The organism is Tenacibaculum tangerinum, assembly GCF_029853675.1.
GTDB classification, from domain to species: Bacteria; Bacteroidota; Bacteroidia; order Flavobacteriales; family Flavobacteriaceae; genus Polaribacter; species Polaribacter tangerinum_A.
Genome location: NZ_CP122539.1, coordinates 3,359,817 through 3,377,549, shown reverse-complemented (window position 1 = coordinate 3,377,549; position 17,733 = coordinate 3,359,817). Strand labels below are relative to the sequence as shown.

Here is a 17,733-nt window from a genome sequence, read left to right as displayed (position 1 = left end):
AAAAACAAACTTCTAAAATTAAAAACTAAATTTTAAAAATTGTTGAATATTTCTACTAAAAAAACTCAATAATTCTATCGAGGTTTTTTAACTTTAAAGTCTTATGAAGACTAAAATTATCAGACGAGATATTGAAGGCAAAAGTATTGTTTGGTTTGAAGACACTAATCAATACATTATTGTTGAACCATTGGTAGCAGAAATCCTTTTGCTATTACATAATAAGACAAACAAACAAGAAATAATTACACATTTATTTAATCAAGTTAACATTCCTTATCAACAAGCTGCTAATCTTGTTACTGATATTGAAACCTTACTGATATCATCTAACAACCGATCAATCTCTGAATCAACTTCAATAGACAAACCCAATAATTTTGAAATTATTAAATATTACGTTGTTAATAACATCGTATTCAAAGTGAGTTATGCTACAGGCAAAGAAGCTTTTTTAATACATCCAAAATTTGCACATTTAGAAGTTGAAAAAAGCACTAAAACACACCATCATTTTGAAGTATATAGTAATGCTAATGCTATTTCTTTTACGGTTGATGGAGTAATAATCGGAACGTGGAATTTGAAAGAAACACATTATTTTCAAGGAAAGTTTTCTATGGAATTAGTGCAAAAAATACATCATAAAAGTGAAGATGAATGGATGGGAGTTTTCCATGCCTCGGCAGTGAGTAATGGTACCAATGCTATTTTATGTTTGGGTGATTCTGGTAACGGGAAAAGTACTTCTTTGGCACTATTACAAGCCAATGGTTTTACCTGTTTGGCTGATGATTTTGTTCCTATTGATGCTACAAATAAAAAGATATATAGCTTTCCTGCCGCTATTTCTATTAAGAAAAACAGCATTAAAACCTTGCTCCCCTTTTACCCTAACCTTGAAACAGCCAAAGAATACAATTTTAAAAACCTGAATAAAATTGTTCGATTCTTACCTCCAAACACCAACAACTTTTCACAGCAAAATCCGTGTAAAGCGTTGCTATTTATAAAGTATGAACCCGATTCCGATTTAAAAATTGATAAAATATCAAAGCTCCATGCCTTCCAACAATTGGTACCCGATTCTTGGTTATCACCTAGCCGAGAAAATGCCGAAATTTTCTTAGATTGGTTCGATAAGCTACCCTGTTATCAGCTGACCTATTCTGATAATGAAAAAATGATTACAACGGTAAAAAAATCTTCACAGATGAATTATAAAGAGACCCTGCTATTTGTTGGAAAATGTTTAACAATTACTCACGAAATACACAATCGCGTATTGGTTGAAGAAAAAATAAAAGCTAATTTAGTAGATTGGGATGCGGTTGTAAAACTTAGTACCGCTCATTATGTTTTTCCTGCTCTGTACTGCAACTTCAAACGTGTGAATTTTTTAGCCTATCTGCCTACAGATTTAGTTGAGTATATGAAACATATTACCGATTTAAACAGAGAACGCAATCAACAGATTATTGAGCAAGCCAAAGAAATTAATGAACTATTGCGCTCTAACAACATCACTCCTGTTTTTCTAAAAGGAACTGGTAATTTATTAGAAGGACTCTATGAGGATATTGCCGAACGTATGGTAGGTGATATCGATTTTATTGTTTCTCAAGAAGAATACCAGCCTACAATTCAAATTTTAAATGATAATAACTATGTAAAAGTTATTGAATCTGAATATGATTTTCCTTCTTTCAAGCACCATCCTAGACTTCAAAAGAAAGAAAAAATAGCTGCTGTAGAAATACACAAAGAACTTTTGATCGAAAAATATGCAGACGAGTTTAATTATGAGTTTGTATCAAAAGATTCAATTCACAGCGATTCTATTAATTTTTTAAGTTACCAAAATCAACTTAGTTTATCTATCATTGCTAAGCAAATAAATGATGATGGACAGTTCTATAATAACATATCTCTGAGAAATGCTTATGATGTTTTTTTACTTTCAAAAAAAGTGAATCCCTTAGAAGCTATTAGCAATTACAATAAACTATTTATTCCTTTAAATAATTTTTTAGCCATCACAAGATTTACTTTAAACTCTGAAACTGTTACATTCAAAACTGATAGACATAGTTCAAAAGCTATTACTTTGTTTAATAAAGGACTGATAAAACCATCTAAAAAAACAATTACTAGAAAGAAGCTTTTTTTACAAAAAAGAATCAACATCATTTCTAAAGCTTTCTCAAACAAAGAAATAAGAACTTGGTTATTCAAAAGAATATCAGATAGAGAATGGATACGTCAAAAATTAATTCAACTTGGTTTAAAAAAACTTAAATTAACCCTTTAACCTCATCAAAATCTAAGCCTCCATAATTACCAGAGCTCATCAGTAATAAAACCGTATTTTCAAGGTGTTGACTAAATAAAAACTCTTTGAATTCTTGCGGATTGGTGTAAATAATCAAATCATCATGTTCAAATGCCTCGGCTATTTGTGCTTTTGAGACGGCTTCTAATTGCTTTATTTTTACCGCATGCGGAGAATAAAACACCACCGCTATATCTGCTTTGTCTAAAGCTCCTTTGTATTCTGATAAAAAATCAGCATTTAAACTCGAATAGGTATGTAACTCTAAACATGTTAGTAACCTTCTATTTGAATACTGATTTTTAACCGCTACCGTCGTCGCAGCTACTTTTGAAGGTGAATGCGCAAAATCTTTAAACACTACTGATGACGAATTTTCAGCTATCTTTTCTAAACGTTTGCTAGCTCCTTTAAAACTAGCTATTGCCTCATAAAAGGCATCTTCATCAACCCCCATGTGCTGGCAAATCCATTTAGCTCCTGCTAAGTTTTGCAAATTATGTTCTCCAAAAATTTCCAATGGTAAATCACCTTCAGGAGTTTCTAAGTAAGTAATTCCATTATCAATAAAATAAGTAGGTGTTTTGTAGGGATACTTCTTTATCGGGTGATTTGATTTTTCCACAATCTCTTTCAGTACCTTATCTTCTTCATTATATACCATAATACCCCCATTTGTCAAAGAATCAGTAAAAATTGAAAACTGCTCAACATAATTTTCAAACGTTGGAAACACATTGATATGATCCCAAGCAATTCCACTCAATAAGGCAATATTGGGTTGATACAAATGAAACTTCGGACGCATATCTATCGGAGAACTCAAATACTCGTCTCCTTCTAAAACCATAAATTCATTGTCATTAGTAAGATGCACCATCGTATCAAAACCTTCTAGCTGTGCTCCTACCATATAATCTACCTGCATATCGTGGTAATTCAGCACATGTAAAATCATAGACGTAATGGTTGTTTTTCCATGAGAACCCCCTATAACCACACGAGTTTTGTCTTTAGACTGTTTGTACAAAAATTCAGGATATGAATAAATTGTAACACCTAACTCTTGTGCTTTTAACAATTCAGGATTGTCTTTTTTAGCATGCATTCCTAAAATTACAGCATCTAAATCGGTTGTTATTTTTTCTGGAAACCAACCAAAGGCATCGGGCAACAAGTTTTTATTCGCTAATCGAGTTTTAGACGGATCGTGAATCGTGTCATCACTTCCTGTTACTTGGTATCCTTTTTGTTGTAATGCGATTGCTAAGTTATGCATTGCGCTACCGCCGATGGCTATAAAGTGAATTTTCATTGTGCTGTTATCTGAGATATAGGCATCAAAAATACAAAACCAAGCGAGAATTTTAAGTATCTTTAAATCGAAACTCTTTTAAATGGTCTTGTTCACTCATTCAAATAGCGACTTTACGATATTTAGCTTGTAAAAAACAACTATTTTTTAGTGCTTCGTATGAATAAATAACTAAAATTATGAAAAAAACAACCCCGATTCTATTAATGATTTTATTTTCGTCACTGACGTATGCTCAAGAAAACTATAACAATTTATGGGAAAAAGTTCGTCAGTTAGAGTCAGAAAACTTGACCAAATCAGCCTTACAAGTGGTCAACACTATTTATACCAAGGCCGAAAAAAGCAACAATGCTCCTCAAATTATAAAATCGTTATTGTACAAGAGTAAATATTCTTTAATTTTAGAAGAAGATGCTCAGTTACAAATTATACATAATTTTAAACAGCATATTAACAAAAGTGATTTTCCTTCAAAAAACATACTAGAAAGTATGTTAGCCAACCTTTACTGGCAATACTTTAATCAAAACAGATGGAAGTTTTACGATCGTACAAAAACACAACAGAAAGTTGCTGTAGATGATTTTAGAACTTGGGATTTAAACACCCTTTTTACTGAAATTCATAAGCATTATCAGCAATCTCTAGAGAACGAATTACAACTAAAAGCAACTAACGTTCGCACTTTTAAAGACATTATTTATACTGAAGTAGACTCTGAAAAGTACCGCCCTACCTTATTTGACTTTTTAGCGCATAATGCCTTAGAATTTTATGAAACTCCCGAAACCAACATTACTAAGCCTAATTATCAATTTAAAATTAACGACACTTCCTACCTAACTAGCGCTAAGAACTTTTCTACCTTAAACCTTAACACTAAAGATGAGACATCCTTACAGTTTAATGCACTAAAAATCTACCAAAAACTAATCAGTTTTCATATAAAAAACAACCATCTTAAGGCACTTACCGATGTAGATATTCAACGATTACAATTTGTAAATAAACACGCAACTTTTAATAACAAAGAAGAGGTATTGTTACAAACACTAAAAACATCGGTTAGTAATTTAAAAAACAACGAAGTTAGCGGATTGTACCGTTATGAAATAGCGAGCGTTTATCTTAAACAAGCCAATTTATATACAGCTGAAAAAAATGAAGACTTTCGTTTTAAAAACAAAGAAGCCCTTGCTATTTGTAATAAAATAATGGAGCAGTTTCCTAAAAGTTTTGCTGCCGAAAAAGCGAACATTTTACAACAACAAATTACAGCTACATCGCTGAGTATTGTTTCTGAAAAAATTGTTCCTATTCAAGCGCATTCTAGGCTATTAATTACCTATAACAATATTGATAAATTATACTTCTCAGCTTATAAAATTGACCATAAACAATTAGAAGAGCTTCAAAATATGTATCGAGAAGTAAACCGTTTTAACTTTATAAAAAAACTTACAAAAGTTACTTCATGGAATAGCAGCTTACGAAACGAAAACGATTATTTACCACATACTACTGAGGTGGTAGTTCCAAAACTTCCACAAGGAAATTATATACTTGTAGCACATCAAAACCCTACGTTTAATAGCACCTCTTTATATGGCACAACCAGTGTACAAGTAACCAATTTAACCTTAATTGAAAATGATAGCAAAGGGGTAAAAACCTATCAAGTACTCGATAGAAACACAGGAGAGCCTATTAAAAATGCTGAATTGTTGTTACAAAATAAGAAACACAGGTATGGACAATCGATTCGCAAAAAATTAACAACCGACGAAAACGGATTTGCTTATTTTAAAAGTAACACCAGTTACAGCAATGTATACGTTACCGTTACCACCAAAAATGATGCCGCTGTATTTGGCAATTATTACCTAAACAAATATCAAAAACCAGCTACCAAAACCGCAAACAACGAATATACAAGCATAAAACCTTTTGTTTTTACAGATAGAAGTATTTACAGACCTGGGCAAACGGTATATTTTAAAACTATTTTTATTCAAAAACAAGGAGAAAAAACCATTCCTTTTACCAATGAACCTGTACAAATAACCTTACACGACGTAAATGGTGAAGCTGTAAAAACACTCGATATACAACTAAACGAATACGGCTCTGGATCTGGAGAAATTATAATTCCAAATACAGGATTGACGGGTGAATATTGGTTCTCTATTGATGAAAGTGAAACACAGGAAAGTAAATTTTACGACTCTGTAGATTTTGATTTTGAAAGAGAAGAGTATATCGCTCGCATTTCGGTAGAAGAATACAAACGCCCTAAGTTTAAAACTGAATTCAACCCCATTACAAAAACGTATAAATTAAACGATAGTATTACCATAAACGGATTAGCAAAAGCCTATGCTGGGTCAACAATTACAAATGCCAAAGTAGTGTATCGCGTATACCGTAAAGTAAAGTATCCGATTTGGTGGTACTGGCGTAGACCTCAATTTACTTCAGAAGCGCAAGAAATTACGCATGGTGAGTTATTCACTGATACGCAAGGCAACTTTTCAATCACGTTCAAAGCCTTACCCGATGAAAGTGTAAACAGAGAAAACTTACCTGTTTTTGAATATGAAGTTTCTGCCGATGTAACCGATGTGAATGGAGAGACCCGTTCGGCAACCACCGTTGTAAAAGTAGGTTATCACGCCCTACTTGCCAACATACAAATTCCATCAACCATTCAAAAATCAGAAAAGGAAACTACCATTAAAATTTCAAGCAACAACTTAAACGGTGAGTTTGTTGGGGCAAAAGGAGTTGTTAAAATTCACAAACTACAAGCACCTAAAAATCCGCTACGTAAAAGACCTTGGGAAACTCCAGACTATCAAGATATTTCAGAAACAGAATTTAGAAAACTATTTCCTCATGACGCCTATACTTCTGAAGAAGAAAATACAGAAAATTGGAAAAAAGGAGCCTTGGTTTTTGAGCAACACTTTGATACTCAAAAGTCGAAAGAAATTGTACTCGACAACTATAAAAAATGGATTTCTGGAAAGTATCTAATCACTTTAGAATCAGAAGATCAATTCGGACAAAAAGTAACCGACAAAGCACTTTTTACAGTAAGTGATATTACCGAGAAAAAAGTAGTAGATAAACAACTGTTTTCTTATAAAACGAACAAAACAAGTTACAAACCTAATGATATTGTAGAATTGCATGTTGGTTCTGCTTCAAAAGACATGACTATAGTCCTTCAAGTAGAAAAAAACTATACCATTCTAAACACCAAACTCATTCATGTAAGCAACAACCTGAAAACAATTAAAATCCCCGTTACAAAAGAGGATGTTGGTGGATTCGTTGTAAAATACTACTTTGTAAAGTACAATAGTTTTGTAAGTGGTACCATTCCTATTTCGGTTGCAAACGAACAAGAAACCATTGCTATTGAAACTCATACATTTAGAGATAAATTACAACCTGGAACTCAAGAAACATGGAGTTTTACCATTAAAAACGACCATAGCAATAAGGTTACTGCCGAAGTACTCGCAAGTATGTACGACGTTTCTCTAGATGAATTCAAACCAAATCATTGGGAGTTTACCCCTATTGAAACCCTAACATATTCTCCATACGGAAGTAGCGCTAACGCATACCAAAGTTTTGGAAACGAACATTTTAGAATTTCAAATACTGCACACCCCTCTTCATTTAGAACACAACGATATGACCAATTAAATTGGTTTGGATTCTACTTCGGAAGAAATAGAAATATGTATCCAAAAGCTTTAGCAATGAGCACTAGAATAGCTCCTTCTCCAGAAAGAGAAATCGCCGTTGAAGAAGAAGCTACTCTAGGTGCTCCAGCAAATTTATTAGATGAAATGGTTGTAACTGCTTATGGTGTTCAAAAAGCAGAAGAAGAAAAAGAAGAAAAAGTTTCTTTAGACGGAGTACAAATTCGTAAAAACCTACAAGAAACAGCATTCTTCTATCCACACTTACAAACAGATGAAAACGGAAATGTAACCTTTAGTTTTACGACTCCAGAAGCCTTAACACGTTGGAAATTACAATTACTAGCACACACCAAAGAATTGCAATCGGCAAGCAAAACACTCACGACTGTAACTCAAAAAGAATTGATGGTTATTCCGAATGCTCCGAGATTTTTAAGAGAAGGCGACCAAATAACTTTTAGTACTAAAATTGCAAACATCGCTGATAAAAACTTACAAGGAACAGCACAACTTACACTAACCGATGCGATTACTGGAGAAGAAATCAACTTGTTAAACAACTCTTCTAAAAACCAGTCTTTTTCTGTTGACGCTAACGGAAATACCAATGTGTCTTGGCACCTTTCTATTCCCGATAGCTACCAAGCAATTCAATATAAAATTGTTGCAAAAGCAGGAGCTTTTTCTGACGGAGAACAAAACGTATTGCCTGTTTTATCGAACCGAATGTTGGTTACAGAAACCTTGCCGCTTTGGGTTCGTTCTAATCAATCTAAAACATTTACATTGGATAAGTTAAAAAATCAGACTTCGACTACGCTCAATCACCATAAACTTACATTAGAAGTAACCTCCAATCCAGCTTGGTATGCCGTACAAGCCTTACCGTATTTAATGGAGTATCCGTATGAATGTAGCGAACAAACCTTTGCCCGTTATTATGCAAACGCACTGGCGAGTCATATCGTAAATTCAAACCCGAGAATTCAAGAAGTTTTCAATACTTGGAAATCTTCAGATGCTTTGCTGAGCAACTTAGAAAAAAATCAAGAATTAAAATCGTTGCTCATTCAAGAAACTCCATGGTTGCGTGATGCGCAGTCAGAAACCGAGCAAAAGAAACGTATTGCCTTGTTATTTGATATGAACACCATGCAAAATGCACAACAAAACACCATGAACAAACTGCTACAAATGCAATTAAATAATGGTGGTTTCCCTTGGTTTAAAGGCAATGATTATCCCAACATATACATTACAAACCATATTGCTACTGGTTTCGGGCATTTACAAAAGTTAGGCATCACTTTTAACACTGAAGCTACTACAGCACTCATAAAAAAATCAGTGCATTTTTTAGATGCTGAAATTGAGGATATGTACAAAAGACTACTAAAAAATGCTGAACGTATTAAGGCTGAAAAAGGACAAAAAGAATACACCAAGTATTTAGAGAAAAACCACCTAAACTATTTCATCATTCAATATCTATACATGCGTTCTTTTTATAATCATATCGATATTAGCAGTTCATTTAAAACCGCTGTAGCTTATTATAAAAACCAAACAACCACCTATTGGAAAGAATTTAATTTATATGGAAAAGGACAAATTGCCTTACAACAATTTAGAAGCGGTAACACAGCTGTGGCTACCAAAATTTTAAATTCTTTAAGAGAAAACAGTATTACTTCTGATGAGTTAGGAATGTACTGGAAAGAAAATCAACCTAGTTGGTACTGGCATCAAGCGCCTATTGAAACACAATCGTTATTAATTGAAGCCTTTTCAGAAATTGAAAATGATACCAAAACTGTTGACAACCTAAAAATATGGTTGTTAAAAAATAAACAAACCAACCGTTGGAAAACTACCAAAGCTACCACCGAAGCTGTGTATGCCTTATTATTACAAGGTAGTGATTGGATTTCGGTAACCGATATGGTCGCTGTAACCGTCGGAACAAAAACTATCAGTCCAACCAAATTAGAAAATACAAAAATCGAAGCAGGTACTGGTTATTTTAAAACATCATGGAGTGGTGCTGAAATTACAAGTGATATGAGTACCGTTAACATTACTAAAAAAGGAAAAGGTATCGCTTGGGGTGGTTTGTATTGGCAGTATTTTGAAGATTTAGATAAAATTACCTCAGCAAAAACGCCACTACAATTAAGTAAAAAACTATTTAAAAAAGTAAACACTCATACGGGTAAAGAACTTCAAGAACTCACTGAGAACACACCACTAAAAGTAGGCGATTTGCTTACTGTTAGAATTGAACTTCGTCTCTGACAGAGACATGGAATTTGTACACATGAAAGATATGAGAGCAAGTGGAGTTGAGCCTATTAATACACTATCACAATACAAAAGACAAGATGGTGTAGGTTATTATGAAAGTATCAAAGATGCTGCAACAAATTTCTTTTTTGACTATCTACCGAAAGGAGTGTATGTATTTGAATACGATGTTCGAGTAAATAATGCAGGGAGTTTTAGCAATGGTATTACCACAATACAGAGTATGTATGCTCCTGAGTTTACCAGTCATTCAAAAGGAAAAAGATTAGTAATTAAATAAAAAAAGTTATCTTAGCGAGCAGATAACATTAAATTAAAAATTATGAAAAAATTATTTTTATTTATTGGTTTTGTAACCATATCATTTTTTACAGCTAACGCTCAAGATATTTCAAAAAATGCGCTTGGTCTTCGCTTTGGCGATAATGACGGCTTTGGTGCCGAAGTCTCTTACCAACGTAGATTGAGCGATAACAACCGTTTAGAGATTGATTTAGGTCTTAGAAATGGTAAGAATTATGATGGGTTTAAAGCAACAGCATTATACCAATGGGTGTGGAACTTAGAAAACCGTTTTAACTGGTACGCTGGCGTTGGTGGTGGTTTAGGGTTTTGGAGTTTTAAAGACCAAACATCAAATGGTATAACAATAGAAGGAGGATCTGAAACATTTGTGTTTGCTTCAGGTGTAGTTGGAATCGAGTATAATTTTGACATTCCATTAATCCTATCTTTAGACTTTAGACCAGAAATTGGATTCAATGATTCTTATGACGGGTTTAACTCTGACTTTGGTTTAGGTATCCGTTACCAATTCTAAAAAAGTAATACTACATATAATCAAAGCCTTCAAAATAATTTTGGAGGCTTTTTTTTATACCCTTACTACACCACTTAAAAACACCTTTTTTAAACACCTTAATGTTTTGTTGAAAACACTACTATGTTTTACTCAAAACACTACTACGTTTTTACAAAAAGACTACTATGCTTTGTTTATAAACACCATTATGGCAGTAGTGAAGAAAGTGAAACTGTCGACAAAGTAACTGCGAGCAACATAAAAAGTGTCCATACTATTTTTAAACCTGATAAACTGATTAAAGATGCCTTAAAGCCTGCTACTTTTGAAGAGAAAAGTCTAAACAAAGGTAAGTCTGGGATACAATATCAAATTGAATTCACTAAAAATCAATAGTGTGTCATATCGATAAAACGAAGTATTGGTAACATAATCTCATGAATAAGAGTTACTCATAACTTAAAGATTTCTCCTTCCAGTCGAAATACCCCTTTTAAAGATAAAATCTTAAAATCAACACTGATACCTAACTCACGTTAAACACCTAAAAACCCTTGCTATTATTGAAAAAATAACTATTCAATATCTTTGGGAGGATACTTATCTAGTACCTTTTCTATTATTTTTTGATAATATACAATTTTTTGTTCTGGTGTTATTTTTTCTCGTAAATCAGCTGTAGCAATTCCTTGCCAGATAAGTTGATTGTTCTTGCTCTCTACAAAATCAATGGTAAGTTGCTGATTTATTTTCCTACTTTCAATAGGAATACCACCAGAAATACCGAAACCAACATTTGCTCCCCCACTTCCTATACCCACACCTATGGTATTTCTATTAAGAGATTCTCGTTCTTCAGCGAAAATATTCACATACATAGCTGGTGTTTCAGACAATTGCATTCCCTTTGCTTCTAAGGCTAGTTTTACCTCGTGGGTTACTCTTTTTACATCTAATGCTGTTAAACCTTTACCTACATCTTCAAAAAAGTTAAAGGTTTTGTATTCGCTAAAATCTGTTGTACTATCATAGTCATACACTACCTTAGAAGAAGAACAGCCTATACAAAGCAATAGCAAAAGAAGCGTACCATATTTCATAAATATTTTTTTACATATTAAACACCAAACTACACCTTATAAAAATACAAAAAGCCTCGTACAAACGAGACTTTTTCTTGGTTTAGTTAGTTGATTTTTATTGAACTGCTTTTAACGCATCAATATTTCCATATCCAAACTGTGAATGTTTGTTCGGATAAAAATCAGAAGATTCTTTCATTTTTTGTAACACTTGTGCTCTAGACCAGCTTGGGTGCTTTGCCCACACCAATGCGGCAATTCCTGCTGTAGTTGCTGTAGCTACTGACGATCCTCCCACATAATCTGACTTTCCATCGTAATAACTTAGTACAGGTACTTTATTACTCGTACCATTAGTTCGTTGCATTTGTATAGTGAAATCAATTTTTGACCCCGTATGGCATACATCACATTTGCTGTATTGTCCTTCTCGAACACCCGTGGCAGCTACCGTTTCACTCATATTTGCAGGAAAAATAACACCGTACCAAGTAGTAAAAGAAGTAGAAGTACCCCCTGCGGCAATAATCATTTTTCCTCTGTTGTACGCATATTTTACGGCATCTTCAACACGCCCAATACTAAACGGAGAACCGATAGACATTGAAATAACTCTTACATCACTTCTATTACCCAATGCAGTTAATGCTTCGGCAACCCCACGCTTTTCATGATAATCGTCAATTACTACATTTTCTACGGCGCGATACGAAACTAAATTCGCATTGTAAGCTACTCCTACTGGCAAATTATTGTTATTTCTAGGTGCAGTAGCCGCAGAAGCCATGCTTGTTCCGTGTCCGCATTTATCGTTCACGCCATCATAATTATTAGACCATGACCACCAAGAATCTACAAACGTTCCGTATTTCTGAACAGTTCTTCCAGAAGAATATCCATCATTAAAATACTGATTCATCCATCGTTGTTGAGGCGACAGTCCTGTATCAATAACTGCTACGGTAACACCTGCTCCTGTACTATAGTTCCACGCCTGTGGTATGTTATGCGCATCGAATGACCAAGGTACTCTAGCACCTGGTGTTATCGTTCGATAGTCGTTTGAGTTTAACGTGGTCGCTTCGTAACCACAACCAGAAGAACTAGAAGAGTCTGACTTTGCTTGTGCTTCTGACGTTAAAAATTGATATCCTGCTGGTTCTATATACCGTACTCTACTATCGTTTAACAATACTTGTATCGTTTCTTTTTGAGTCACTTTTACGTCAATAACATTAATATTTTCGTCTTCATATAATTCAATACTTCCCTTACTAGAAGTTGGTTCAAAACTTTTTACCAAAGCAATAAGCTCATTTTTTATCGAATTTGTTTCTTCACTTTTGGCATAATTGTTTTCGTCGCTACCATATCCAATAGTTAGAATATTATCTCCAAGACTTACGGCGCTCCAAATGGTATGCGCATCTTGCGACATCCAATCAAAATCTCCTGTTTGTTCTAGAGAAGTAGTAATTTTTGCGTTGATTTCTTTCTGTGTAAGTAAGTTTTGTTCTTGTTGTATTTCTACTGCTTCATCAGGTTGAGAACATGAAATCATAGCAAAAACAATTGTTAAACTTAAAAGTGTTTTTTTCATTTTTGAAGGGTTTAAAGGTTATTTTAAAACTTTCCGAATATAGTAAAATTTTAATATAATTTTAATATTTTAAATAATTTTAGATGTATTTAATTACCGTTTCACTAAAAAAAACAACTAAAAGCCAACAAAAAAAGGAGCTTGAGGCTCCTTTTTTTATTCAGTTTTCTATATAATTACTCCATCGTAACTCTGGTGGGGGTATCTTTTCCTTCAATAATACTTTCAGTTCCTCTTGCGACTGCTTTTATAGTTTCTGTTAATACAGTCATATTTAAAGTTGCTACTTCGTCTGTTACTTTATGATAGTCTGCATCGATATCAATAGGTGTTGTTGAAAACGTGTGAGAAGGTACTCCTAAACGTGCTAACGAAGCATTGTCTGAACGTAAAAAAAGGTTGAACCTCGGGTATGGGTCTGGAAACACTTCATACCCTGACCCTTCCAAGTTCTTCTGAATTATTTTTCCAAAGTCCGATTTATCAAAGCCTGTTAGCCATGACGTTTTAGGCCCTGTTTTGGGTTGTTTTCCTATCAATTCTAAATTAATACCAGCTACAAATTTACTAGCGTCAATTCCTTTTCCAAAGTATTCAGAACCTACCAAGCCCATTTCTTCGGCAGTAAAACATACAAACAAAATACTACGCTCATTGGTTCTTTTTTTTGCATAATATTCGGCTAATGATAATACTCCTGCGACTCCGGAAGCATCGTCATTTGCTCCGTTAAAAATTCGATCACCATTCCCTGATTTCTTTACGCCTAAATGATCGTGATGCGCAGACACAATAACAAATTCGTTTTTTTTAGAACTTCCTTCTAGCAAGCCTATGATATTGCTCATTGGTATACCTTTGTATTCAAAATTTTGACGATAGGTAGTTAAGGTATCAAAGGTTTTTAGCCCTATTCTTTTGTATTCATTTTCTATATACTGAGTTGCTTTTTCCATCCCTTCAGTTCCTGGTCTCCTTCCTTCCATTTCATCCGAAGCGAGAGTGTATACATGTTTTCTTACTAAAACTGAATCTATGAACACTTGGCTGCTTTCCTTTTTCTGCATTACCGCAACAGCATTCGTAGCAACTTTGTTACCAGTGCTTTTTACTTGTTTGCACGATACTAAAATTGATACACTTAGCAATGCTAATGGGTATAAATTTTTTTTCATTCGTTATTTATTTAAAAGCCTAAATATAGCCAATTTAATTTCTTAATTTTGTCGAAAATTTTTAAGGATGGCTTTAACTGATATTCCAAACATAAAATATGCTAATTCAAACAATTTTTTCTTACTCGCGGGTCCTTGTGCCATTGAGGGAGAAGATATGGCAATGCGAATTGCTGAAAAAGCAATTACTATTACCGATAAATTAGAAATTCCTTATGTATTTAAAGGAAGTTTTAAAAAAGCGAATCGCAGTAGAATTGATAGTTTTACGGGTATTGGTGATGAAAAAGCGTTAAAAATTTTACGTAAAGTTTCTGAGACATTTCATATACCTACAGTAACTGATATTCATGAGGTTGCTGATGCTGAAAAAGCGGCTCAATATGTAGATGTATTGCAAATTCCTGCTTTTTTAGTTCGTCAAACCGATTTGGTCGTAGCTGCTGCTAAAACGGGTAAAGTTGTCAACCTAAAAAAAGGACAGTTTATGAGTCCAGAAGCCATGCAGCATGCCGTAAAAAAAGTACACGATGCCGGCAACCAACAAGCGTGGATCACTGATCGAGGAACCATGTTTGGCTACCAAGATATGATTGTTGATTTCCGCGGAATTCCTACCATGCGCCAATACGCTCCTACGGTATTAGATGTAACCCATTCGTTACAACAACCAAATCAATCTAGTGGTGTTACAGGTGGTAGACCAGACATGATTGAAACCATTGCTCGTGCGGGTGTCGTAAACCATGTAGATGGATTGTTTATCGAAACTCATTTTGACCCTGCCAATGCCAAAAGTGATGGTGCAAATATGTTACATCTCGATTATTTAGAAGGTTTATTAAGCAACTTGGTTGCCATTAGAAAAACGATTACGAATTTATAGGCACAGTTTTTGTTTCATGTCATTGTTTTTAACTCCTATATGAAACAGCTTCTTTTTTTATTCTTTTTAGTAACTGGTAGTGTTAGTGCACAAGACTTTTCTTTAATTGAAGAGAAAGTAAATAATTACCCACAATTCAAAAAAGTAGCACGGCTAACTCAGCAAATAGCGAAAGATTTTAATACCGAAGAACAGCAGGTACAAGCAGCATTTTATTGGCTTGCGTATAATATACAATACGATTTACATGCCTATTATCATCCTACACAAAAACGAATTTATTTTAGCTACAGAAACGAGCAAGAAAAGTTAGAAAAACAGCAAGCAATAAAAGACAGTATTGTAAACCAAACTTTAACAACTCGAAAAGCCATTTGCGAAGGATACGCACAAACTTTTGCTAAAATATGCTCCATGCTTCAAATTGAAAATGAAGTTATAAGAGGCCATATTAGAAATTCATCTCGTGATATTGGCAATGCCAAACCCAATGCTAATCACGCTTGGAATGCTGTAAAACTGCATGGTAAATGGATATACATTGATGCTACTTGGGCAGCGGGGGTTGTTAACAATAATAGGTGGCATTCCTTATTTAACGCTTACTATTATAACATTCCAAAAGAAAAGTATTTTAAAACCCATTTTCCTGAAGAAAAACGCTGGCAACTCAGGGTTGGAAGAACGAATAAAGTGGAATTTTACAGTCAACCTATTTATAATGCGCCCTTTTTACAATCTGACTTGGTATTAATTTCTCCTAAAAAAGGAATTCTAAACGGAAACAAAACGATTGAAATACGTATTAAAAATTTGAAGCCAAGTCAAAAAGTAACTTTAGGGTATAGTGGATATCGATATGCTGTGAAGCCCGACAAACTAGTTACCCATAACCATAGTACTATAATTACATCAACGCCTCGTAAAAACAGCAATCGATTATTTTTGATAATCGATAAAGAAGTAATGCTTGAGTTTTTGATTCGGTAATTATTTTTTATCTTTAGTTTTCAATTAAAACACGCCATGAAAAAAAGCTTATTTGTTATTGTTCTCTTTTATAACCTCTCTTTCTCTCAAAATCTAGAAAAAAATAGTTCATTAAACTATCATGTTAAAGTAAATTCTACCAAAGAGCTAACTCAACTAATCAATCATAATTTCAACACAGACATAGACAAAGCAAGATTTCTTTTTTCTTGGCTTACTTCTAACATACGATTTTATTCAAACTCAAATAACTCAACCCTCAAAGATCCAGAACTTATCGTTTACTATAATAAGGATGATTTAAAAAGGAGAAGAAAAATGATTAATGATGCTATTGCTGAAAAAGCAATTTCATCAAAAGAAGGAGTATGCATAGATATTGCTATTATATTTAAAAAAGTTTGTGATTTATTACATATTGAAAACGAGTTAATCAAAGGATATACTAAAATGTCAGCCACCGACATCGGTATAAAACCAAAATTTAAAAATCATGCTTGGAATGCCGTTAAGATTGATAATGATTGGGTTTTAATTGATGCTACTTACGGAATTAAATTTGATTCTAACTTACTGAAACAAGTGCCTAATTTCAATTATTTCAATATTGCTAAAGACAAAATTAAACTAACACATTACCCAAGTGATAAAAAGTGGCGTGACTTTCTTGAACAAACCGATTTGAACTCTTTTAGTCACTTACCCATGGTTTGGACACCTTTTTTAGAAAGCAATGCTAAGATAGTGTCTCCTATCAATGGTAAATTAAACAACCCTAAAAATATTTTTATCACTTTAAAAAACTTAGAATCTAATACTGATATTACTTATAAATACAAACAAGATAAACATGCCAAGAATCCTTCAGTAACGAACAGTGGGACTTATACAAATATTGCTATTGATAAAATTAAACCAGGAGTACTCACGTTATACTTTAATAATAAATCTGCTTTGTCATACATTATAGCTGCAAAATAAATTACGAAAGCACTATTTTTTCCAAAAACCTTTATGATGGTGTTTTGTCACTTCTTGTATAACTTGCAGTAGTATTTTTTCGTCAATTTCTTCTACTGAGCTATAGCGAAGTGATTTAACAACTGTTCTTCCTTCTGAAACCAAAAAAGCATCAAAATCTTGTAAAATGCCTTTTGCCCAAAATCCTACATCAACAAATCCTTTTTTATGAGATGCGTTTAGGTAACATAATGGTTTTCCGTGACTATAATACACAGGAATTTTCCATTTGTATTGTAGCTCTAAATTCTGAAAACTGCTTTCTATCAACACTTGCAAATGCAGTAAAATAGACCTGTATGGTTCTGGTTGTTCGAGTATATAGGCTTCGGCTGGCTTCATCATTTCAAAAATACAATAAACTACGTCGATGCAAGCATACTGGGTATTCAAAAAATATTTGACGTGATTTAGGGATCTTATTGTATTGATTTTAAAAAATTTACCTTTAAAATCCATTTAAAAATATCATTTCGCCTGGAAGGAGAAATCTTTACGTTATGAG

The 17,733-nt window shown here is 33.6% G+C and carries 12 protein-coding genes; 7 read left to right on the top strand and 5 right to left on the bottom strand.

Features of this window, described 5'->3' with window-relative positions:
* The first annotated feature begins 103 nt into the window (after positions 1-103).
* The gene (locus P8625_RS15245; RefSeq protein ID WP_279651290.1) at positions 104-2,311 is read left to right on the top strand and encodes a nucleotidyltransferase family protein; all 2,208 of its coding nucleotides are present in this window, start codon (positions 104-106) and stop codon (positions 2,309-2,311) included.
* Here the strand turns inward: P8625_RS15245 and P8625_RS15240 are convergent.
* Positions 2,295-3,647: a UDP-N-acetylmuramate--L-alanine ligase gene (locus P8625_RS15240; RefSeq protein ID WP_279651289.1), complete on the bottom strand. Its 1,353-nt coding sequence runs from the start codon at positions 3,645-3,647 to the stop codon at positions 2,295-2,297. The genes P8625_RS15245 and P8625_RS15240 overlap by 17 nt on opposite strands.
* A gap of 179 nt (positions 3,648-3,826) precedes the next feature.
* On the opposite strand from P8625_RS15240, the gene P8625_RS15235 reads away from it, so the two are divergent.
* The 3 genes from P8625_RS15235 to P8625_RS15230 are packed head-to-tail and all read left to right on the top strand — an operon-like array spanning position 3,827 to position 10,493.
* The gene (locus tag P8625_RS15235; RefSeq protein WP_322790494.1) at positions 3,827-9,664 is read left to right on the top strand and encodes an alpha-2-macroglobulin family protein; all 5,838 of its coding nucleotides are present in this window, start codon (positions 3,827-3,829) and stop codon (positions 9,662-9,664) included.
* Between the two features lie 7 nt (positions 9,665-9,671).
* A complete protein-coding gene (locus P8625_RS16295; RefSeq protein ID WP_322790493.1) occupies positions 9,672-9,953 on the top strand; it encodes an alpha-2-macroglobulin family protein in 282 nt (93 codons plus the stop codon).
* Between the two features lie 42 nt (positions 9,954-9,995).
* Positions 9,996-10,493 carry a hypothetical protein gene (locus P8625_RS15230; protein ID WP_279651288.1) on the top strand — a complete coding sequence of 166 codons (498 nt, stop codon included), beginning with the start codon at positions 9,996-9,998 and terminating at the stop codon, positions 10,491-10,493.
* A gap of 557 nt (positions 10,494-11,050) precedes the next feature.
* Here the strand turns inward: P8625_RS15230 and P8625_RS15225 are convergent.
* The 3 genes from P8625_RS15225 to P8625_RS15215 all read right to left on the bottom strand — a co-directional run bounded on the left by P8625_RS15225 (position 11,051) and on the right by P8625_RS15215 (position 14,332).
* The gene (locus P8625_RS15225) at positions 11,051-11,575 is read right to left on the bottom strand and encodes a DUF4136 domain-containing protein (RefSeq protein ID WP_279651287.1); all 525 of its coding nucleotides are present in this window, start codon (positions 11,573-11,575) and stop codon (positions 11,051-11,053) included.
* 97 nt (positions 11,576-11,672) lie between these two features.
* On the bottom strand, positions 11,673-13,157 hold the full coding sequence (locus P8625_RS15220) for a S8 family peptidase (protein ID WP_279651286.1): 1,485 nt from the start codon (positions 13,155-13,157) through the stop codon (positions 11,673-11,675).
* Positions 13,158-13,333: 176 nt separating this feature from the next.
* Positions 13,334-14,332, bottom strand: coding sequence for a M28 family peptidase (locus P8625_RS15215; protein ID WP_279651285.1), 999 nt, complete (start codon positions 14,330-14,332; stop codon positions 13,334-13,336).
* A gap of 67 nt (positions 14,333-14,399) precedes the next feature.
* Here P8625_RS15215 and kdsA point away from each other — a divergent pair, with 67 nt between their 5' ends.
* Genes kdsA through P8625_RS15200 form a run of 3 tightly spaced genes read left to right on the top strand, consistent with a single transcriptional unit; the run spans position 14,400 to position 17,189 of the window.
* Complete coding sequence (gene kdsA / locus P8625_RS15210) at positions 14,400-15,218, top strand: 3-deoxy-8-phosphooctulonate synthase (protein WP_279651284.1); 819 nt, start codon at positions 14,400-14,402, stop codon at positions 15,216-15,218.
* Positions 15,219-15,257: 39 nt separating this feature from the next.
* Positions 15,258-16,208, top strand: coding sequence for a transglutaminase domain-containing protein (locus P8625_RS15205; protein ID WP_279651283.1), 951 nt, complete (start codon positions 15,258-15,260; stop codon positions 16,206-16,208).
* A gap of 36 nt (positions 16,209-16,244) precedes the next feature.
* Entirely contained in the window at positions 16,245-17,189 is a 945-nt protein-coding gene (locus tag P8625_RS15200; protein ID WP_279651282.1) for a transglutaminase domain-containing protein, read from the top strand.
* Between the two features lie 12 nt (positions 17,190-17,201).
* Here the strand turns inward: P8625_RS15200 and P8625_RS15195 are convergent, their stop codons facing one another.
* Positions 17,202-17,573, bottom strand: a complete 372-nt coding sequence (locus tag P8625_RS15195; protein WP_322790492.1) for a DUF1801 domain-containing protein — start codon at positions 17,571-17,573, stop codon at positions 17,202-17,204.
* Between the last annotated feature and the right edge of the window lie 160 nt (positions 17,574-17,733).